This window comes from Rhodococcus sp. NPDC003348, assembly GCF_053589375.1.
This window is the reverse complement of sequence record NZ_JBSFRT010000028.1, coordinates 19543-39238: the sequence shown is the minus strand read 5'-3', so window position 1 is coordinate 39238 and position 19696 is coordinate 19543. Positions and strand designations below refer to the sequence as shown.

Below are 19696 nucleotides of genomic sequence, written 5' to 3'. Positions count from 1 at the left end.
GTGCAGGCAGTGGCTGTCCTGGGCGACAACCGTAGCGGAGCGAACCGGCGCCGGCGCACATGTCGGTGCCCGGCAGTACCGTGCCGCCATGACGATGACACTGGCGATGATCACGTTCGACAGCGCTGAGCCCGGTCCGCTGGCGACCTGGTGGGCGGAGCAGACCGGCGGCCGGGTCGAGGCGGACAACGACGGCTGGTTCTACCTGGTCGGGATCCCGGGGGCACCCTACAAGCTGGCGTTCCAGAAGGTGTCGGACCCGACGCCCGGCAAGAACCGGGTGCACCTGGACCTGTCGTCGACCGACCTCGACGCGGAGGTGGCGCGGCTGGTCGACGCCGGCGCGAGCGAGTACGAGCGGCACGACATGGACGGTTTCCGCTGGGTGACGCTGACCGACCCGGACGGCAATCGCTTCTGCGTGTCGGGGCAGCCGCACTGACGACCTGGGGCAGCACTGACGATCTGGGACAGGGCGCCTCGCACACCGACCATCAGCGGGTCCGCTCGTGGATCCTGCCGAGCTGATCCTTCAGCTCCTGAGGCCCGTGCACGACGAAGCGGCAGTCCAGAATGAGCAGCCGTAACGCCAGCCACTCCACGGTGTCCGACGCGGTGCGCCATCTGGTCGTATCGCCTTCAGCCGTGAGCTCACCGTCACCGAGGTGATCACGCAAACGCATGCGGGCGAGCGCGAGCGGGAGGTGCAGTGTCACATCCGCCCGGTGTGTCGGCGCCATCGCGAGCTCGGCGCGCTCGAGGTGCGCGAGCACTTCCTCGTCGGGCATGAGTTCCCGCGCCCGGGCTCCTGTGCCTCGCGGAACCGAGATCCGATCCGCCCGGAACCGGCGCCAATCGTCGCGATCGATGTCGAACGCGACGAGGTACCAACGCTGATTCATGTTGACCAGCCGCTGTGGTTCGAGGTGTCGGGCGCTGAGATGGCCGCTGCGATCCTCGTACTCCAGGCGGACTCGTTCCCGATTCGCGATCGAGGCGGAGAGCACGGTGAGGACGTCCGCGTCGACGGTGTTCCCCGACGCCCGCGCCCGGGGAATGGCAGCAATGCCCAAGGTGCGCACACGCTGTCGCAGCCGGGCGGGGAGCGACTGGCTCAGCTTGGTGAGCGCGCGGACGCCGGCGTCCGCGAGCTCGGGCAGGCCGTGGACGGCGACCGTGCGCAGCCCGAGTGCGACGGCGATGGCCTCGTCGTCTTCGAGAAGCAGTGGCGGCATCGACGTGCCCGCCGCCAGGCGATAGCCGCCGTGGGCGCCGAGGTCGGCGTCGATGGGATAGCCCATCTCACGCAGCCGGTCGACATCTCGCCGCACCGTGCGTCGCGTGACCGCCAACCGTTCGGCGAGTTCGCTGCCGGACCACGTGCGCGAAGTCTGGAGCAGCGACAGCAGCGTGAGCAGGCGTGAGGTGGGTCCGGCCATTCCTCGATCTTCCTCGCATCCAGGACAGAAACAGTCCTATTTCGCGTCTAGCTTGGGCAGCGACAGTTGAACGTCCTCGAAAGGAACCGAGAATGTCCGATCTGCACAACGCCAACCCGACCGGCTACACGAGCGTCGCCCCCTGGGTCGTCACCGACGACACCGGCGCGTTCCTCGACTTCGTCTCACACGTGTTCGACGGCACGGAGCTCGCGCGCGTGGCGACCGAGGACGGATCGATCGGCCACGGCGAGATCCGGGTCGGCGATACCGTCGTACTCGCCTTCGATCGACGCCCGGAGTGGCCGATCATGCCGAGCCTGCTGCGCGTATTCGTCGCGAACGCGGACGAGACCTTTGCGAAGTCGGCCGCCGCCGGTGCCGAGGTGGTCACCGAGTTGGGCGACAGCGCGTTCGGACAGCGTGGAGGGCGCGCATCAGGGACCCATTCGGCAACATCTGGTGGGTGACGAGCCAGGTCGAGGACGTGCCCGAGGATGTGATGTGGCGGCGGCTGCAGGACCCCGTGCACGCCGAGCAGATGCGCGTGGCGCAGGCGACACTCGACGCCGAGCTGAGCGGGCGGGCGCAGGGACGCAGCAGCGCACCGGTGCGCTGACCTGTCCGGCTCCTGTTCGGTGAACGGCCGGCAGCACCGGGTCGGGCGGGCCTGGGAGAAATGTCGGCGCCGATGGGTCGAACCGTGGACCCTGTCGCCGCAGACGCCCTTCCGTGGTCTTCACCGTGAAAACGATCTGGAGCGTGCCGAGAATGCCCTGGAGTCGGGAAAAACCATCGTCCGCGACCGGGCGACGCGAATTGCTCCGGACGATGATCGTCTCGCCAGGTGCATCCGAGGGGGAGCGGGAGACACGCCCTAGGATTCGGTCATGGCCCCACTGACCGACGCCACCGCCTCCGGACTCTGCTCGTTCGTCGACGCCTCACCGTCACCCTTCCACGTGTGCGCGACGGTGGCCGGCGACCTGATCGCCGCCGGGTTCGTCGAACTGCGTGAGACCGACGGCTGGCCGACGGCGCCGGGGCGCTACTTCCTGGTGCGCGCCGGGTCGCTGGTCGCGTGGAGCACCGAAGGAGCGGGCCACGAGGCCGTGCCGTTCCGGATCGTCGGTGGCCACACCGACAGCCCGAACCTGCGGGTCAAGCAGCATCCCGACGTCGAGTCCGCGGGCTGGCAGATGGTCGGGCTCGAGCCCTACGGCGGTGCGTGGCTGAACTCGTGGCTCGACCGCGACCTCGGCATCTCCGGTCGGCTCAGTGTCCGGGAGGGAAACAGCCTGCGGGAGCACCTGATTCGGGTGGACCGGCCGATCCTGCGGGTGCCGCAGCTGGCGATTCACCTGTCCGACGACCGCAAGGGTGTCGCCCTCGACCCGCAGCGGCACGTGAACGCGATCTGGGGCGTGGGGACGTCGCCGCGCAGCTTCCTCGGGTTCCTCGCCGCCGAGGCCGGTGTCGACGCGGACGCGGTCCTCGGCTGGGAGCTGATGACCCACGACCTCGCGCCGAGCACCGTGGTGGGACTGCACGACGAACTGGTCTCAGCGCCGCGGCTGGACAACCAGGGCACCTGCTACGCCGGCAGCCGGGCGCTGCTCGCGGCGACCGAGAACCCGGGGGAGGCGATCCCGGTGCTCGCCCTGTTCGACCACGAGGAGGTCGGGTCGATGTCCGACCGGGGCGCCTTCTCGGACCTGCTGAACTCGGTCCTGGAACGGATCGTGCTCGGCCGCGGCGGCGGTCGCGAGGACTTCCTGCGCGCGATGGCGGGATCGGTGTGCGCATCGGGCGACATGGCGCACGCCACCCACCCGAACTACCCGGACCGGCACGAGCCCGCCCACCGGATCGAGGTGAACGGGGGTCCGGTGCTCAAGGTGAACCAGAACCTGCGCTACGCCACCGACGCCGCCGGGGCGGGCGCGTTCGCGCTGGCCTGCGACCAGGCCGGGGTGCCGCTGCAGCGGTACGTGCACCGGGCCGACCTGCCGTGCGGGTCGACGATCGGGCCGATCACCGCGTCCCGGACCGGGCTGTCGACCGTCGACGTCGGGGCACCGCAGCTGGCGATGCACTCGGCGCGGGAGCTGATGGGCGCCGCGGACGTGACCTCGTACGCGGAGGCTCTCGCCGCGTTCCTGACGCCGCAGGAGTGAGGCCGGGTCGCGTCCGGGCCCTGGGTTGCCGTCGTTCGAACATCGGATGGCGGCCCCGCTCCGTCCTCGGCGAGGATGCCCGAGAACCGATTTGCTCCGAGGTAACAATTTCCTCACCAGACTCGGCAGTCACACCGTTCTCGTGGTTGTCTGGGTCGCGCCGGGCCGTCAGGGTTCGCGCAGGGGCGGGTCGTCGGGGCTCGAACCGTCAAGGGGAGGACATGCTCGTGCACGCTCGCAAGTACCCGTCCGCAGCCGGCCGCGCGCGGGCTGCCTTCGTCGCGGCCGGTTCGGCCGCGCTTCTCGTGACCGCCGCCGCGGTGCCGGCCACGGCACAGTCCTTCGGATCGTCCGGCGACGCGCCCGGTGGGCCGTGCGGGCAGAACTCGGGCAGTTCGACGGGCTCCATCGGCAAGGCACTGCCGTGGATCACCGGGTCCCCGGACGGCGGCCTGCCGCAGCTGACCGGCCGGACGAAGGCGATCGAGATGGTCACCGGTCCCGGCAGCCCGAACGACACCGTCGACCGGTTCAACGTCTCGGGCACCGACCTGGGCATCATGTGGGACAACGGCATCGCGGGCAGCGGGCACAACGTGCTCATGGCCTTCGGCGACACGGTCGGCAAGTGCGGCTCCGACGGCGACGACTGGCGCTCGAATGTGCTGTTCCGTAGCTCGGACACCGCCCTCGCCGACGGCATGCGCATCGACAGCTCACCACTGGACGCGCCGAACCACTCGAAGGAGATCGTCCCCGGCTTCGGCATCCCCGGGGAGTACACCGTCATCCCCACCGCAGGTGTCTCGGTCGGCGGCGTCCAGTACATGCGCGTCATGGGCGTCAGGTCGTGGGACTCGCCGGGCAACTGGACGACGCTGTACTCCGCGCTCGCGTCGTCGACGGACGACGGCGAGAACTGGACCCTGGACCCGCTGACGGTCCGCGCGAACGTGGCCGCGCTCGACATCCCCGGCATCCCGCAGTTCGACTCGAACAACGCGAATTTCCAGCAGAGCGCGTTCGTCGAGCGCGACGGCTACGTCTACGAGTTCGGCACCCCATCGGGGCGCAGCGGTGGTGCGCTGCTCGCGCGCGTGCCCGACGCGCAGATCAGCAACCTCGCCGCCTACGAGTACTGGAACGGGTCCGCCTGGGTGACCGATCTGTCGGCGGCCGTGCCGGTGATCGAGTCGCCGGTCAGCGAGCTGTCGGTGCAGTGGAACAGCTACCTGAACAAGTACGTCGCGATGTACACCGACGCGACGAACTCGTTGGTGATCCGGCAGGCCGATCGGCTCGAGGGCCCGTGGAGTGGCACGCAGACCATCCTGTCGGGAGTGCTGGTGCCGTCGCTGTACGGCGGGTTCATGCACCCGTGGGCCGGCGGCCGGTACCTCGAGTTCGTGGCGACCACCTGGGATCGTTACAACGTCATCTACTTCCGCACCGACCTGAACGGGCTGCAGATGGCCGCACAGGACCAGGCGGACCGTCCGGACCCGGCGACCACCGGTGAGGCGCAGCGCATCGGTACCGAGTTCCCCGAGGGACAGGAACCCGCGGCAGGGGAGTGACGCCGCGGCCCGGATCGGCAGGCCGAACACCCGCGTACCGCAGGCGCGGTACGCGGGTTCACCCGGGCGGGGGACGCGGGGCATGACGCGACGGGCGAAGCTGAACGCGTGACGCGCGTCGGGTTACCTGCCATGCCGTTCCACATGGCGATGCCCTGGATCGGCCACGTCGTCGTCACGGCCGTGGTGGTGTCGGGTGGCGCTCTGTCCGACGATCCCGGCGCCGGTTTCGTGTGGTCCACCGACACCGTGCTCGTCGACGCGGCGGCGGCCGCGATCCTGCTCGCCCGGCACCGGGCGCCCTTCGTGGTGTTGCCCGCGGTCGTTGCTCTTGTCGCAGTCGGAGTCTCCATCGGGGTGTTCAACCCGGGGCTCCCCGTGGCAGTGGCCGTCGCCGTGTACACGGCGGTGTTGAACACGAGCAGGCGGAAGGGCATGACGATCGCCGCGGTTGTCGCGGCACTCATGCTCGTCGCGGTCGCCGTCGACGGTTACAACGGGTTCCAGAGCGTCCTGACCGTCCTGCTCGGCGGCGCGGTCGGCGAGGCCGTCCGAACTCAGCGCGGCTATGTCGCGGCCGTCACCGAACGGGCCGAACGGGCCGAACGCACCCGCGAGGCGCCGGCCCGCCAGCGGGTCGCCGAAACGCGGCTGGCGATCGCCCGCGATCTGAACGACGTTGTCGCCCACCAGATCTCGGTGATCAACCTGCACGCCGGTGTCGCGGCGTCGGCGCTGCGCGATCGGCCGGCCGCCGCCGAGAAGTCACTGGCGATCGTCCGCCGAGCCTCGCGCACCGTGTTGGCCGAGATCGGCGATCTGATGGCGACACTGCGCGACCCCGACGCCGGCACCGGTCCGCCCGGCCTCGCCCAACTCGACGACGTCGTGCGGGCGTTCGCGACCGGTGGGATGCGCATCATGCGCACTCTCGGACGCAAGATCATCGAGCTGGACCCGCCGCAGGGATTCGCGGCCGAGGCCACTGCCGCCTCGGTCCTCTACGTCGCGTCGATGGGGCTGGGCGCACCGGTTTCCACAACGCACGTCATCTCCTCCGCGATCATGGGCGTCGGGTCCACCAAACGCCTGACCGCGGTGCGCTGGGGAACGGCGGGCAACATGGTCGTCGCGTGGATCACGACCTTCCCCGCCGTCGCGATCATCGCGGCAGTCACACTGTTCGCCTTGGGCGCCTTCGCATGACCGGCTGCTGCGGCGCGTTGGTACCGGGTCGGCCAACGTGGCCCGTCGTGTCCATCGCCGTGTCACGCGACGAGATCACCGGTCGGTCAGGCGACAACCACGAGGCGCGGCCGCCCGGGAACCGGGTAACCGTCGACGGTCACCTGATCGGTCGGGCGGACGAGCTGACCCGGGTGCCGAGCGGGCCGGCCGTTCACCAGGACGAGTCCCTCCATGGCCAGCGCCACCGCCTGTGCGCGAGTGAGATGCGGGTTCTGTTCGACGAGCGTGTCGCAGACCGGCCTGCAGTCGAATTCGTCGTTCATGGTCGCAGCGTGCGCGGCCTGGATGAACGGCCCGGCAACCGCGCCGGGCACGCTGCGTACACCTACGTGAACAGAGTGTGTGACGGGTCCAGCCGTCGCGTGATGCGACCTCTGTCGGGTCGCACCTGCCCGTGCGGGGCGGCGACTGCCAGTCTATTGCCAGGCCCACCCGGGCTTGTTGACAGAATTCGTTGCGACACTGATGAAGTCGGCCGGAGCCGAGGGTTGTGGCCCCGACCCGGAGCGGGTGGAACCCGCTCGCTTCGTCGCGGGCCCGGTGTGAGCAGCCGGCCGACGCCTCCGCCGCCCGGGCGGCGCGAGCGCGTACGGTGCCGTCCCCGACGAAAGGGATCCCGGTGACGCTCGGTAGATGCGTGCTTGTTGCCGCCGCGATCTGCGTCGCGACGGCGGGGTCCGCTGCCGCCGCGACAGCAGCCGACCTCCGCGGAGAGTCGCCGGCCCTGTCCGTCCACTGCACACCGACCGACACGGCTCTCGAGGAGTTGTCCGGCCTGGCCTGGTCCGGTGACGGCGGCTACGCGATCGCCGACAGTGGCAGTGACGATCGACTGGCGGTGCTCGACTCCCGATGCCGAGTCGTCCGCTGGATCGAACTCGATTTTCCCACCACCGATGTGGAGGATCTGGCCCTCGCGGGGGATGGCACCGTCTGGCTGGCGGACACCGGCGACAACGACGTCGAGCGGGAGTCGATCGCGCTGATCGGTGTGGACCCGTCGACCGGACGGCAGGAACGGATACCGCTGACGTTCGCTGACGGCGCCCACGACGTCGAAGCCCTGCTGATCGCCGGGACCGGGACGCCCGTCCTCGTCACCAAGGTCAAAGGCGAGGCGGCGACCGTCTACACCACGTCCGGCGGGGAGAGCGTCCACACCATGTCCGCCGACACCCCTACCGTTCTCGTTGCCGCCGGAACGGTGCCGGCGCGGGGCCACGACGACGAGGTGAGGCCGATCACCGGTGCGGCCCTGTCGGCCGACGGCTCGACCGCCGCACTGCGCACCAAGAAGGACGTCTTCCTCTACCGGGTCCGGGTCGCGGACATCGTCGCCGCGCTCACCGCAGCGCCGGCGGTCGTGCTCGAATCGCCGGACCAGCCGCAGGGCGAAGCCGTCACCTTCACCGACACCGGCGATCTGCTGCTCGCCTCCGAGGCGAGCGGCGAGCCGATGCCGCCCATTCACGAAGTCGCGAGAGCGGCCGAGCTCGCCCGGACGGCAGATGATCCTTCGTCGAGCTTCCACGTGCCCATGCCCCTCCTCGTCGCGGGTTTCGCCGTGAGCGGAGTTGCCGCGGCGTTGTGGATTCGCCGACACAACCGGACGGGTTCGGCCGCCGGACCCCCTCGCTGATCGCGCCCACCCGAATCGACGGTGACCCGCTGCGTTGGCGTGACAATTCGGAAGCCGTGCGTGACCGAGCGCACCCGCCGCCGACCAGTGCGGCCCCGGCGCAGCCGCCCGGTTAGACTTTGCGCTGGCAGTACCCCACGGGGCTGCCCATTCGATTCCTCCAGGGAAGGGACCCGACTCCTCGTGTCATCGCAGGTCGATACCGTCACCCACGCCACCGCGACCCCCGATGTTGCCCAGCCCTACCGGGAGCTGGGACTCAAGGACGACGAGTACGCCCGCATCCGGGAGATCCTCGGCCGCCGTCCCACGGATGCCGAGCTGGCGATGTACTCGGTGATGTGGTCCGAGCACTGCTCCTACAAGTCCTCCAAGGTGCACCTGAAGTACTTCGGCGAGACCACCACCGACGAGATGCGGTCGTCGATGCTCGCCGGTATCGGTGAGAACGCCGGAGTCGTGGACATCGGCGACGGCTGGGCGGTCACCTTCAAGGTCGAGTCCCACAACCACCCGTCGTACATCGAGCCGTACCAGGGCGCCGCGACCGGCGTCGGCGGCATCGTCCGCGACATCATGGCGATGGGCGCCCGCCCGATCGCGGTGATGGACCAGCTGCGGTTCGGCGCGGCCGACCACCCCGACACCCGTCGCGTCGTCGACGGCGTGGTCCGCGGCGTCGGTGGATACGGCAACTCCCTCGGCCTGCCCAATGTCGGCGGCGAGACCGTCTTCGACGCCTCGTACCAGGGCAACCCGCTGGTCAACGCGCTGTGCGCGGGTGCGATGCGGGTCGAGGACCTGCACCTGGCGTTCGCGTCCGGCGCAGGCAACAAGATCATCCTGTTCGGTGCGCGCACCGGCCTCGACGGCATCGGCGGCGTGTCCGTCCTCGCCTCCGAGACCTTCGACGAGAGCGCAGGCGGCCGGCCGAAGAAGCTGCCCAGCGTCCAGGTCGGCGACCCGTTCACCGAGAAGGTGCTCATCGAGTGCTGTCTCGACCTGTACCGCGACCGGCTGGTCGTCGGCATCCAGGACCTCGGCGGCGCCGGGCTGTCCTGCGCGACGTCGGAGCTTGCCGCGGCCGGTGACGGCGGCATGCACATCAACCTCGACCGCGTCCCGACCCGCGCCAAGGGCATGACCGCCGCGGAGGTGCTCTCCAGCGAGTCCCAGGAGCGCATGTGCGCCGTGGTGACCCCGGAGAACGTCGACGCGTTCATGGCCGTCTGCAAGAAGTGGGACGTCCTGGCCACCGTCATCGGTGAGGTCACCGACGGCGAGCACCTCGTCATCGACTGGCACGGCGAGACCGTCGTCGACGCCCCGGCTCGCACCATCGCCCACGAGGGCCCGGTCTACGAGCGTCCCGTCCAGCGTCCGGACAGTCAGGACGCGCTGGTCGCGAACACCACCGCCGGCCTGAAGCGCCCGGAGTCCGACGCCGAACTCGAGGCCACCCTGCTCAAGATGGTCGGCTCCCCGCAGCTGGCCAGCCGCAAGTGGATCACCGAGCAGTACGACCGCTACGTGCGCGGCAACACCGTGCTCGCCGAGAACGCCGACGGCGGCGTGATCCGCGTCGACGAGAAGACCGGCCGCGGCATCGCCCTGGCCACCGACGCGTCCGGCCGCTACACCGCCCTCGACCCGTACGCGGGCGCGCAGCTGGCCCTCGCCGAGGCGTACCGCAACGTCGCCGTCACCGGCTCCACCCCGAAGGCCGTCTCCAACTGCCTGAACTTCGGTTCCCCCGAGGACCCGGGCGTGATGTGGCAGTTCCAGCAGGCCGTGCGCGGCCTCGCGGACGGCTGCGCGCAGCTGGGCATCCCGGTCACCGGCGGCAACGTCAGCTTCTACAACCAGACCGGCGCCACGGCGATCCTGCCGACCCCGGTCGTCGCCGTGCTCGGTGTGATCGACGACGTGCACCGCCGGATCCCGACCGGGCTGGGCCTCGAGCCCGGCGAGACCCTGATCCTGCTCGGCGACACCCGCGACGAGTTCGACGGCTCGATCTGGGCGCAGGTCGAGCACGACCACCTCGGCGGCGTCCCGCCGAAGGTCGACCTCGAGCGTGAACGCCTGCTCGCCGACATCCTGCTCGCCGGCTCCCGGGACGGGCTGATCTCCGCCGCGCACGACCTGTCCGAGGGTGGCCTCGCGCAGGCCGTCGTCGAGGCCGCGCTGGCGGGGGAGACCGGCTGCCGGATCCTGCTGCCGGAGGGCGCCGACCCGTTCGTCACGCTGTTCTCCGAGTCCGCGGGGCGCGTGCTGGTCGCGGTGCCGCGCACCGAGGAGACCCGCTTCACCGGCATGTGCACCGCCCGCAACCTGCCGTGGGTGCGGATCGGCGTCGTCGACGAGGGCTCCGACTCCGTCGAGGTCCAGGGCCACTTCTCCGTCACCCTCGACACGCTGCGCGAGACGTCCGAAGGAACGCTGCCCGCGCTGTTTGGATAGCCATGTGACCGACACGGCAGCGACCCCGGAACCCGGGACGGATCAGGCACCCGCCGGACCGTCCCGGGTTTCCGCGCGTCCGGGGGTCGGCGCGTCCGGCCGCTGGGTCGACCGACTGCGGGAGTGGAGCGCCCCCTGGTCCACCGAACGACTCGCCGACAAGCACCCGTTCGTGGCGTGGGCGTGGGGTCTGCTCAAACTCGACTTCACCGGCATCGCGTTCGGTGCGTTGTTCTTCTGCTGGTCGCTGACACCGTCGCTGCTGCCGCGCGACTGGCTCTTTCAAGGGCTGATCGGGGGCATCACCGCCGCGTTCGGCTACGCGGTCGGCTGCGCCCTCGGCTGGGCCGCGCACCGGTACTGGCTGTCGAAGCTGTCCTGGTGGCCGCCGCCGGCGCGCGTGACCACCCCGATCAAGGTGGCGGTGCCGATCCTGTCGGTCGTCGCGGCGCTGGTGATGCTGGTGTACTCGGCGGGCTGGCAGCGCGAGCTGGCGGCGCTGATGGGCGCCGAGGGCACCACCACGACCGGCTACCTGCGCACCCTGCTGCTGAGCATGGCCGTCGCGGCGCTGCTCATCTCGATCTGGCGGGTGCTGCGGGATCTGGTGCGGCTGATCGCCCGGTACCTGATCAAGTGGCTGCGGGTGCCGCGGTCCGCGGCCGCGCCGATCGGGTTCGTGGTGGTCGCGTTCCTGAGCTACACCCTCGTCACCGACGTGCTCTTCAACGGCGTGTACTCGTTCGTGAACTCGGCCTTCAGCCTGCAGAACGACGAGACCCGGGCCGGTGTCGTGCGGCCGATCCGCCCGGAACGCTCGGGCAGTCCGGAGTCGTACGCGCCGTGGGAGACCCTCGGGTACGAGGGCCGCGAGTTCGTCTACCGCGGCCTGCACGCCGACCAGCTCGCCGGTTACAACGGCGCGCCCGCTCGGGAACCGATCCGCGTGTACGCCGGGCTGGGGACCGCCGAGGACACCAACGCCCGCCTCGACGTGGTGATCCGGGAGCTCGAACGCACCGGCGCCTTCCAGCGCAAGGCGCTCGTCGTGATCCCGACGACCGGCACCGGCTGGGTCAACCCGACCGCCGCCGATGCCGTCGAGTTGATGTTCAACGGTGACACCGCACTGGTCGCCAGCCAGTACTCGTACCTGCCGAGCTGGCTCTCCTTCCTCGCCGACCGAGAGAAGGCGGCCGAGGCGGGCCGGGCCCTGGTGCACCGGGTGCACGAGCGATGGTTGCAGGAGCCGGCGGAGACCCGGCCCAAGCTGCTGGTCTACGGCGAATCGCTGGGCACCCAGGCGGGGGAGGCCGCGTTCGACGGGCTCTCCGACATCCGCGAGATGGTCGACGGGGTGCTGTGGGTGGGCCCGCCCAACGCGAACCCGTTGTGGAGCACCCTCGTAGCGCGTCGTGATCCCGGCAGCCCCGAGGTCCAGCCCGAGTACTCGGACGGCCTGGTTGTCCGATTCGCGGACACCGCCGCCGCGATCGACGCGCAGCCGGGCCCCTGGCTGTACCCGCGGGTGCTCTACATCCAGCACCCGTCCGACCCGGTGGTGTGGTGGAACCCGGACCTGATCTTCAACCGCCCCGACTGGCTGTCCGAGCCGCCCGGCTACGACCGGCTGCCGTCGATGCGCTGGTTCCCCTTCGTCACGTTCTGGCAGGTGGCCGCCGACCTGGCGAACGCGGCGGGGGTGCCGGACGGCCACGGACACAACTACGGCACCAGCGTGCTGGACGGCTGGGTCGCGGTCGCCGCCCCCGACGGCTGGACGACCGCCGACACCGAACGGGTGCGGGGTGTGCTGGACGCGATCGCAGGCACCCAGGGCCCCGAAAAGTGACCTCCGCTGCCCGCATGAACGGAAGCGTTCAGTCGACTACATCGAATGAATGGTTCCGTTCATGCCATCGGGGGTGGGTGGCGCTCGGGTGCGCGGCCGGGCTGGTCGGGTGGAACAACTGGGTGCTGCCGCGGCTCGGGCTCGGCGCCCGGGGACGGGCGGCGGCGAACGCGGCGGCGGCGACGGGGCTGGCGGCGGCGGTCCGTGCCGCCGGTGTCCCGGCCACCGAACTGGGCTGGCGGGCGCCGGGGGCCGGGCTGCGGTGGGGGCTGGCGGCGTCCGCGCTGCCTGCGGTCGCGTATCCGACGATGCTCGCGATCCCGTGGGCGCGGGCGCGGATGGCGTCCGGTGCCCGGCGCGCCGACCACACGGAGTGGGTGTTCGTGCACATCCCGTTCGGGACGGTGCTCGCCGAGGAACTGGCGTTCCGGTCGGTGCTGTACGCGCTGGCGCGGCGCGCGTCGACCCGTTGGGCGCCGGTGCTCGGCGCCGTCACGTTCGGCCTGTGGCACGTGGCGCCCGCGCGGCACGCTGGGGACTCGGTGCCCGGCACCGTCGCGCTGACGGCGACCGCGTCCCTGTTGTTCGACCTGCTCCGGGACCGCAGCGGCAGCGTGCTCGCGCCTGCGGTGCTGCACCTGGCTGTCAATGCCGGTGGGGCAGTGGCCGCCGAGGCCGCGGCCGACCGCTAGTGGTGCCGTCGCGCGTTGATAGGTTGGCGCGGTGCCCCAACGCCGAAGGATCGACCCCGCCGAGATGCGGGCCGCGGTCGTGGCGGTGCGGGACTGGCTCGCCGACGAGGACGCTCCGGCGCCCGCTCGTCCGGTCGTCGCGGCCGCTGTGCGGCTGAGCGCCCGCACCCTGGAGGACGTCGCGCCCGGTTCGTCGGTGGAGGTTCGGGTGCCCCCGTTCGTGGCGGTGCAGTGCGTCGAGGGTCCCCGGCACACCCGCGGCACGCCGCCGAATGTCGTCGAGACCGATCCGCGCACCTGGCTGCGACTGGTGACCGGCCGGACCACCTTCGCCGACGCGGTGGCGGCAGGAACCGCGACCGCATCCGGCACGCGGGCCGCGGAAATCGGGCACTGGCTGCCGCTGCTCCGGACGTGACGCCTCCGCGTCGCTCCGGGTGGCGACACGTCCGTGTGACCGCCGCGACAGCCGTGAGCCCCGTGGTGGGAGCACCCCCTCGGTGGCCGTAGACTGAGCGTGCCCCCCGCACCCACCCCCAAAGGGAGCAACCCCGGTGACTTCAGCCGATTTGTCGGTCAACAGCCCGAATCTTCTCGCACCCGCAGACCTGTCCGATCAGGACGAGCAGCCGCCCCGCGAGGAGTGTGGCGTCTTCGGCGTCTGGGCTCCGGGCGAGGATGTGGCCAAGCTCACCTACTACGGTCTCTACGCGCTGCAGCACCGCGGCCAGGAGGCGGCCGGCATCGCCGTCGCCGACGGCTCGCAGGTCCTGGTGTTCAAGGACCTCGGCCTGGTCAGCCAGGTGTTCGACGAGCAGACCCTCGGCGCGATGCCGGGGCACGTCGCCGTCGGGCACTGCCGCTACTCGACCACCGGCTCCACCACCTGGGAGAACGCCCAGCCGATCTTCCGCACCACCACCGCGGGCACCGGCATCGCGCTCGGGCACAACGGCAACCTCGTCAACACCGCCGAGCTCGCGGAGCGGGCCCGGGCCGCGGGCCTGATGAACAGCAAGCGGCCCGGTGGCGCCACCTCGGACTCCGACATCGTCGGCGCCCTGCTCGCCCACGCGGCCGGCGACACCACCATCGAGCAGGCCGCGATGGAACTGCTGCCGACGTTGCGCGGCGCGTTCTGCCTGACCTTCATGGACGAGCACACCCTCTACGCCGCCCGCGACCCGCACGGGGTGCGGCCGCTGGTGCTCGGCCGGCTCGACCGCGGCTGGGTCGTCGCCTCCGAGACCGCCGCCCTCGACATCGTCGGCGCGTCGTTCGTCCGGGAGATCGAACCCGGTGAGCTGCTCGCGATCGACGCGGATGGGGTGCGTTCCTCCCGGTTCGCGGCACCCACCCCGAAGGGCTGCGTGTTCGAGTACGTGTACCTGGCGCGGCCCGACACTGCGATCGCCGGCCGGTCCGTACACGCCACCCGCGTCGACATCGGACGCCGGCTCGCGAAGGAGCACCCCGTCGAGGGTGATCTGGTGATCCCGGTTCCCGAGTCCGGCACGCCTGCGGCCGTCGGCTACGCGCAGGGTTCGGGCATCCCGTACGGCCAGGGGCTGATGAAGAACGCCTACGTGGGGCGCACCTTCATCCAGCCGTCGCAGACCATCCGCCAGCTCGGCATCCGGCTCAAGCTCAACCCGCTCCGGGACGTGATCCGCGGCAAGCGCCTGATCGTCGTCGACGACTCCATCGTCCGTGGCAACACCCAGCGCGCGCTGATCCGGATGTTGCGTGAGGCCGGTGCGCTCGAGATCCACGTGCGGATCGCGTCGCCGCCGGTGAAGTGGCCGTGCTTCTACGGCATCGACTTCGCGTCGCCCGCGGAGCTGATCGCCAACGGGGCCGGCGGCACCAGCCACGAGGCCGGCAGCGTCGAGGAGATGGTCGAGGGGGTGCGCCGCTCGATCGGGGCCGACTCGCTCGGCTACATCTCGATCGACGGCATGGTCGCGGCGACCGAGCAGCCCGCGTCCCGGCTGTGCATGGCGTGCTTCGACGGCGACTACCCGATCGCGCTGCCGACCGAGTCGTCGATCGGCAAGAACGTGCTCGAAGGCATGCTCGACAACACCGCGGGCGCGGCGCCCAGGGCCGACAACGACAACGCGAGTGCGTTGAGTCGCCCCTGAGTGGCCACCGAGGCCGCATACTTGCGCCGGTGTAACCGACATCACGTAGAACCCAGACAGTGCCAGGTGCACTGGCGAGATCACAGCTGGAGCTGAAAACCCGATGACCGACGACCAGAACCCTCGCCCCGCCGGCGCCTCCTACGCTGCGGCGGGGGTGGACATCGCCGCAGGTGACCGGGCGGTGGAGCTGTTCGCCCCGCTCGCGAAGAAGGCCAGCCGCCCCGAGGTGCTCGGTGGCCTCGGCGGGTTCGCCGGCCTGTTCGCCCTCAAGGGTGGCTACAAGGAGCCGCTGCTCGCGGCGTCCACGGACGGCGTCGGGACCAAGCTCGCGATCGCGCAGGCGCTGGACAAGCACGACACCGTCGGCCTCGACCTGGTCGCGATGGTCGTCGACGACCTCGTGGTGTGCGGTGCCGAGCCGCTGTTCCTGCAGGACTACATCGCGGTCGGCAAGGTCGTCCCGGAGCGGGTCGCGGAGATCGTCGGCGGTATCGCGCAGGGCTGCATCCAGGCCGGCTGCGCGCTCCTCGGCGGCGAGACCGCCGAGCACCCCGGTGTGATGGCGGACGGCGACTACGACCTGTCGGCCACCGGTGTCGGTGTCGTCGAGGCGGACGCGGTGCTCGGCCCGGACCGGGTGCGCCCCGGTGACGTGGTCATCGGCATGGGGTCGTCGGGTCTGCACTCGAACGGCTACTCGCTGGCCCGCAAGGTTCTGCTCGACATCGACCGGATGTCGCTGACCGGGCACGTCGAGGAGTTCGGCCGCACCCTCGGCGAGGAACTGCTCGAGCCGACCAAGATCTACGCCAAGGACTGCCTCGCGCTGATCGCCGAGACGGACGTGCGGACCTTCTGCCACGTCACCGGCGGCGGACTGGCGAACAACCTGGCCCGCGTGATGCCGAAGGGTCTGGTCGCCGAACTGGACCGTGGAACGTGGAGCCCCGCGCCGGTGTTCGCGATGATCGCGCAGCGTGGCCGCGTCGAGCGCGCCGAGATGGAGGCGACCTTCAACATGGGTGTCGGCATGGTCGCGATCGTCGCGCCCGAGGACGTCGACCGCGCGCTCGCCGTGCTCACCGCCCGGCACATCGACTGCTGGACCCTCGGTACCGTCGCCAAGGCGTCGGACAAGCAGGAGGGCGAGCTGGTTCGCCTCGTCGGCGATCACCCGCGTTTCTGAGCCCGACGTAACAGACCAACGAACCGCCCGGGTCCGCAAGGACCCGGGCGGTTCGTCGTTCGTGTCGAACCCGAACTCGGCGCCGCCGTCGTGAACCCTTCCGGGTGCACATGCTGAAATGAGGGGGAGCCCCGGGGCTCCCCCTCATTTCATTGCTCAGCTGTGTCAGCGGCGCCAGTCGTCGGTGTCCTCGTCGTCCCAGCGCGAAGCGCTGTCCTCGGAACTCTGGTCGGAGAAGGACCCGTTCCGGTGGGAGGTCGACGAGCCACCCGACAGTTCTCGTTGGAGGCTGTCGAAGTTCGTGGTGGGCGAACTGTACTTGAGCTCGCGTGCAACCTTGGTCTGCTTTGCCTTAGCCCGGCCGCGGCCCATGGCCAACCCCCTCGCGCTTTAAGCGGGGCGGCCTGGGAATTTTTGGCGGCCCCGTTTGAGTGTTTATGTCTTCCTGACAGACACTCTAGCGTGCGAACGCATCTCGCGCTCCTTCCCCTGCACAGGAGGGGTGTCTGATTCATCTCAGCGCGCCGGGAACGGCGCGGACCGTGCCGACCCGAAGGTCCCCGCCGAGCACGGGCTGCGACGCGAGTTCGGCGAGTTCCTCGGTCCACTCGACCCCGATCCGGTGCAGCAACGCCGCGGTCAGCGGCAGCCGTGCCCGTTCGTGACCGTCGTCGATCTTGAGGGCGAAGGCAGTCCCGTCCGGGAGTGCGCCGGCGTGCACACCGTCCGCACCCGCCTTGCACAGCAGGCCGGGAACCGCGGACATCAGCAGCTCGTCGTCCTTCCCGGTGCCCGAGAGCAGCCAGGGATGCTCGCGGACCGCGTCGGCGACCGTCCGCTCCGGACTGCCCGGGGCGGCCGCGACGAGCGCGGAGAACGACCGGGCGAGGGCGGTGAGCGACAGCGGCACGATCGGCAGGCCGCACCCGTCGATGCCGACCTCGTACTCGTCCTCCCCGGACAGGTCCGCGATCGTCGCCAGGACCTCCTGCTGCAGCGGATGCGTGGGGTCGAGGTAGGTGTCCGCGGGCCAGCCGCGGGCCGCGCACACGGCGAGCATCGCGGCGTGTTTGCCGGAACAGTTCATGAAGACCCGGCGCGGCCGCCCGGCGGCCGCGAGCACGCGCGCGCGGGCGCCCTCGTTCGCGGGCAGGTCCGCCGGGCACAGCAGCTGCCGCTCGGACAGCCCGACACGGGCGAGGAGGCCCAGCACCACGGCGACGTGTTCCGGTTCGCCCTCGTGGGAGGCGGCGGCGATGGCGACCTCGCGCCCGTCGGCCGGGGCGAACCCGTTGCGCAGCATCGCCACGACCTGGAGCGGCTTGTTCGCCGAGCGGGGGTAGATCGGGGTGTTCACCTCGCCGAGCGCGAGGCGGGTCTCACCGGCCGGGTCCAGGACGACCAGGGAACCGCGGTGCACACACTCGCGGAAGCCCGAGCGGACCACCTCGACCAGTTCGACGCTCAATACTCCACCTGCACCTTCAGCCCGGCGATCCGCCTGCGTGCCTTGTCTTCGACACTAGGCGACAGATCCGGCTGGCGCGCGAGCAACTCGGCCAGACCGGCGGGGTTGCGCCCGGTGAACAGGTCGCGCACCGTGACACCGTGGTCGGGCAGGTGGACGACGGTGATCGGGTCGCCCGCGGACACCGGCCCGGGACGGGTCACCTTCAGGTAGGCGCCGGTGTCGCCGCGCTGCGCGAACCGTTTCACCCAGCCCGGCTCGCCCGACCACACCCCGAAGGTGCCGCACGGGGTCCGCGGCCCGGTGACCTCGAGTTCGAGGGTGGCGCCGATGCGCCACCGGGCGCCGATCACGGCGTCGCTCGTCTCGACGCCGTGCACCCGCAGGTTCTCGCCGAACCACCCGGCGGGCAGGTCGCGTCCGAGTTCGTCCGCCCAGCGCCGCGCCTCGTCCTCCTGATACGCGTACACCGCCTTGAACACCCCGCCGTGGTGCTCGGTGTCGCAGACGTGGTCGCCGGTCAGGCCGTGCACGCCGACGGCCACCTGGCCGGTGACGGCCCGCTTGTCGATCGCGGTCCGCGGCACCCGCCGGGTGCCGCTGTCGCGCTCGGCGTGGACGACGCAGACGGCGGTGACGCCGGCGGTCACCGGCCGCGCAACCGATCGACCGCGGCCCGGCCGGCCTGGTACTCGTCGTGGCGGGGCACGGAGTCGGGATCGATCGCGGCGGCGGTGCCGCCTGCCGCCAGCGGGGTGTCGGCGGGGACCGTCCGTTTCACCAGCGCCAGGGCGATCGGCCCGAGCTCGTGGTGATCGATCACGGTGCCGAGATGTCCGACGGCGCGGCCCTCGGCGGTGACGGTGTCGCCCGGTTCGGGGCGGGTGTCGGCGGACCCGTCGAGGTGCAGCAGCACCAGGTGTCGCGGCGGCTTGCCCAGGTTGTGCACCCGCGCGACGGTCTCCTGCCCGCGGTAGCAGCCCTTGTCCAGGTGCACCGCACCGTGCTCGGTGACCCCGCCGATCCAGCGGACCTCGTGCGGGATGGTGCGTTCGTCGGTGTCCAGCCCGAGGCGCGGGCGCAGCGCCGCGACCCGCAGCGCCTCGAACGCCCAGGTGCCCGCCGGTGTGGCACCGGCCTCCGTCAACGCCTGCCACCAGTGGGTCAGGCGGTCGCGGGGGACGACCAGGTCCCAGGCGTGCTCACCGGGCCACGGCATGGTGCGCAGGAACCCGCCGCCGGGCAGCGCGACCGCGCCGTACACCGGAGGCAGTTCCGGAACGCCCAGCGCGGCCAGCAGCTTCGGGCGGCGCACGTCGGGGCCGAGGAGGCTGAGCACGGCCATGTCGGGGGCGGGCTTCGGCTCGGCCTTCGCCCAGAACACCATCTTCTGCAGGAACGCGAGCAGGTCGGGGCCGTAGGGCGCCTCGGTGTCCACCCAGGTGACCTCGCCGAGGTCGGTCAGGACGAAGTGGTGCTCCACCCGGCCGTTGACGTCGAGGCTGAGGTTCTCCGCGCTGCCGCCGTCCGGGAGGTTCGCGACGTGCTGGCTGGAGATGGTGTGCAGCCAGGTCAGTCGTTCGGCGCCGGCGATGGAGAGCACGAAGCGGTGCGAGCGGTCCACGACGGCGGCGGTGCGTTCGGCGTTGCGTTGCTCGCGCAGCGGGTCGCCGTAGTGCCAGGCGACGCCGGCGTCGGGGGAGTCGTCCGGATTGGGAACGGCCCCGGGGGCGGTGAGCAGCGGACTCGGGTTGATGCGCACGGACTCGGACACGCTTCCAGTGTAGGAGTCTCGCGCGTGGTCCCCG

19 protein-coding genes are annotated in these 19696 nt (G+C 71.0%); 13 read left to right on the top strand and 6 right to left on the bottom strand.

What is annotated here, in order from left to right; all coding sequences use genetic code 11:
- Positions 1 to 88: 88 nt before the first annotated feature.
- Complete coding sequence (locus ACWDU4_RS18470; protein WP_450115368.1) at positions 89 to 442, top strand: VOC family protein; 354 nt, start codon at positions 89 to 91, stop codon at positions 440 to 442.
- Positions 443 to 494: 52 nt separating this feature from the next.
- Here ACWDU4_RS18470 and ACWDU4_RS18465 read toward each other — a convergent pair whose 3' ends face one another.
- Positions 495 to 1439, bottom strand: a complete 945-nt coding sequence (locus tag ACWDU4_RS18465; protein WP_450115367.1) for a helix-turn-helix transcriptional regulator — start codon at positions 1437 to 1439, stop codon at positions 495 to 497.
- A 92-nt stretch (positions 1440 to 1531) separates the two neighbouring features.
- Between ACWDU4_RS18465 and ACWDU4_RS18460 the strand changes: the two genes are divergently transcribed.
- From ACWDU4_RS18460 to ACWDU4_RS18440, 5 genes are all read left to right on the top strand, one after another.
- Entirely contained in the window at positions 1532 to 1909 is a 378-nt protein-coding gene (locus tag ACWDU4_RS18460; protein ID WP_450115366.1) for a VOC family protein, read from the top strand.
- On the top strand, positions 1906 to 2058 hold the full coding sequence (locus tag ACWDU4_RS18455) for a hypothetical protein (protein WP_450115365.1): 153 nt from the start codon (positions 1906 to 1908) through the stop codon (positions 2056 to 2058). The genes ACWDU4_RS18460 and ACWDU4_RS18455 overlap by 4 nt, the downstream gene beginning before the upstream one ends.
- Positions 2059 to 2329: 271 nt before the next feature.
- On the top strand, positions 2330 to 3616 hold the full coding sequence (locus tag ACWDU4_RS18450) for a M18 family aminopeptidase (protein ID WP_450115364.1): 1287 nt from the start codon (positions 2330 to 2332) through the stop codon (positions 3614 to 3616).
- Positions 3617 to 3837: 221 nt separating this feature from the next.
- The gene (locus ACWDU4_RS18445; protein ID WP_450115363.1) at positions 3838 to 5193 is read left to right on the top strand and encodes a DUF4185 domain-containing protein; all 1356 of its coding nucleotides are present in this window, start codon (positions 3838 to 3840) and stop codon (positions 5191 to 5193) included.
- A gap of 108 nt (positions 5194 to 5301) precedes the next feature.
- Positions 5302 to 6399 (top strand): inorganic phosphate transporter, encoded by a 1098-nt coding sequence (locus ACWDU4_RS18440; protein ID WP_450115362.1) that lies wholly within the window; start codon positions 5302 to 5304, stop codon positions 6397 to 6399.
- Between the two features lie 86 nt (positions 6400 to 6485).
- Here the strand turns inward: ACWDU4_RS18440 and ACWDU4_RS18435 are convergent, their stop codons facing one another.
- Positions 6486 to 6704 carry a S4 domain-containing protein gene (locus ACWDU4_RS18435; protein ID WP_450115361.1) on the bottom strand — a complete coding sequence of 73 codons (219 nt, stop codon included), beginning with the start codon at positions 6702 to 6704 and terminating at the stop codon, positions 6486 to 6488.
- A gap of 356 nt (positions 6705 to 7060) precedes the next feature.
- Here ACWDU4_RS18435 and ACWDU4_RS18430 point away from each other — a divergent pair, with 356 nt between their 5' ends.
- From ACWDU4_RS18430 to purM, 7 genes are all read left to right on the top strand, one after another.
- Positions 7061 to 8080, top strand: coding sequence for a hypothetical protein (locus ACWDU4_RS18430; protein WP_450115360.1), 1020 nt, complete (start codon positions 7061 to 7063; stop codon positions 8078 to 8080).
- A 183-nt stretch (positions 8081 to 8263) separates the two neighbouring features.
- A complete protein-coding gene (purL, locus tag ACWDU4_RS18425) occupies positions 8264 to 10543 on the top strand; it encodes a phosphoribosylformylglycinamidine synthase subunit PurL (RefSeq protein ID WP_450115359.1) in 2280 nt (759 codons plus the stop codon).
- Positions 10544 to 10658: 115 nt separating this feature from the next.
- Positions 10659 to 12395, top strand: coding sequence for an alpha/beta hydrolase (locus ACWDU4_RS18420; RefSeq protein ID WP_450115406.1), 1737 nt, complete (start codon positions 10659 to 10661; stop codon positions 12393 to 12395).
- A 77-nt stretch (positions 12396 to 12472) separates the two neighbouring features.
- On the top strand, positions 12473 to 13087 hold the full coding sequence (locus tag ACWDU4_RS18415) for a CPBP family intramembrane glutamic endopeptidase (RefSeq protein ID WP_450115358.1): 615 nt from the start codon (positions 12473 to 12475) through the stop codon (positions 13085 to 13087).
- A gap of 31 nt (positions 13088 to 13118) precedes the next feature.
- On the top strand, positions 13119 to 13505 hold the full coding sequence (locus tag ACWDU4_RS18410) for a sterol carrier family protein (RefSeq protein ID WP_450115357.1): 387 nt from the start codon (positions 13119 to 13121) through the stop codon (positions 13503 to 13505).
- Positions 13506 to 13641: 136 nt separating this feature from the next.
- A complete protein-coding gene (gene purF, locus ACWDU4_RS18405; protein WP_450115356.1) occupies positions 13642 to 15231 on the top strand; it encodes an amidophosphoribosyltransferase in 1590 nt (529 codons plus the stop codon).
- 103 nt (positions 15232 to 15334) lie between these two features.
- Positions 15335 to 16420, top strand: a complete 1086-nt coding sequence (gene purM / locus ACWDU4_RS18400; protein ID WP_450115355.1) for a phosphoribosylformylglycinamidine cyclo-ligase — start codon at positions 15335 to 15337, stop codon at positions 16418 to 16420.
- 165 nt (positions 16421 to 16585) lie between these two features.
- Here the strand turns inward: purM and ACWDU4_RS18395 are convergent, their stop codons facing one another.
- The 4 genes from ACWDU4_RS18395 to ygfZ form a co-directional block, all read right to left on the bottom strand.
- The gene (locus ACWDU4_RS18395) at positions 16586 to 16792 is read right to left on the bottom strand and encodes a DUF3073 domain-containing protein (protein ID WP_450115354.1); all 207 of its coding nucleotides are present in this window, start codon (positions 16790 to 16792) and stop codon (positions 16586 to 16588) included.
- Positions 16793 to 16931: 139 nt separating this feature from the next.
- Complete coding sequence (locus ACWDU4_RS18390) at positions 16932 to 17888, bottom strand: asparaginase (RefSeq protein WP_450115353.1); 957 nt, start codon at positions 17886 to 17888, stop codon at positions 16932 to 16934.
- Positions 17885 to 18538: an MOSC domain-containing protein gene (locus tag ACWDU4_RS18385; protein ID WP_450115352.1), complete on the bottom strand. Its 654-nt coding sequence runs from the start codon at positions 18536 to 18538 to the stop codon at positions 17885 to 17887. Before ACWDU4_RS18385 ends, ACWDU4_RS18390 begins: the two co-directional genes overlap by 4 nt.
- Complete coding sequence (gene ygfZ, locus ACWDU4_RS18380) at positions 18535 to 19662, bottom strand: CAF17-like 4Fe-4S cluster assembly/insertion protein YgfZ (RefSeq protein ID WP_450115351.1); 1128 nt, start codon at positions 19660 to 19662, stop codon at positions 18535 to 18537. The genes ACWDU4_RS18385 and ygfZ overlap by 4 nt, the downstream gene beginning before the upstream one ends.
- Positions 19663 to 19696 lie beyond the last annotated feature (34 nt).

Excerpts from the sequence above, each read along its gene's own strand:
- ACWDU4_RS18470 (WP_450115368.1), top strand. The coding sequence starts at position 89 with ATGACGATGACACTGGCGATGATCACGTTCGACAGCGCTGAGCCCGGT.
- ACWDU4_RS18465 (WP_450115367.1), bottom strand. The coding sequence starts at position 1,439 with ATGGCCGGACCCACCTCACGCCTGCTCACGCTGCTGTCGCTGCTCCAG.
- ACWDU4_RS18460 (WP_450115366.1), top strand. The coding sequence starts at position 1,532 with ATGTCCGATCTGCACAACGCCAACCCGACCGGCTACACGAGCGTCGCC.
- ACWDU4_RS18450 (WP_450115364.1), top strand. The coding sequence starts at position 2,330 with ATGGCCCCACTGACCGACGCCACCGCCTCCGGACTCTGCTCGTTCGTC.
- ACWDU4_RS18445 (WP_450115363.1), top strand. The coding sequence starts at position 3,838 with ATGCTCGTGCACGCTCGCAAGTACCCGTCCGCAGCCGGCCGCGCGCGG.
- ACWDU4_RS18435 (WP_450115361.1), bottom strand. The coding sequence starts at position 6,704 with ATGAACGACGAATTCGACTGCAGGCCGGTCTGCGACACGCTCGTCGAA.
- purM (WP_450115355.1), top strand. The coding sequence starts at position 15,335 with ATGACCGACGACCAGAACCCTCGCCCCGCCGGCGCCTCCTACGCTGCG.
- ACWDU4_RS18395 (WP_450115354.1), bottom strand. The coding sequence starts at position 16,792 with ATGGGCCGCGGCCGGGCTAAGGCAAAGCAGACCAAGGTTGCACGCGAG.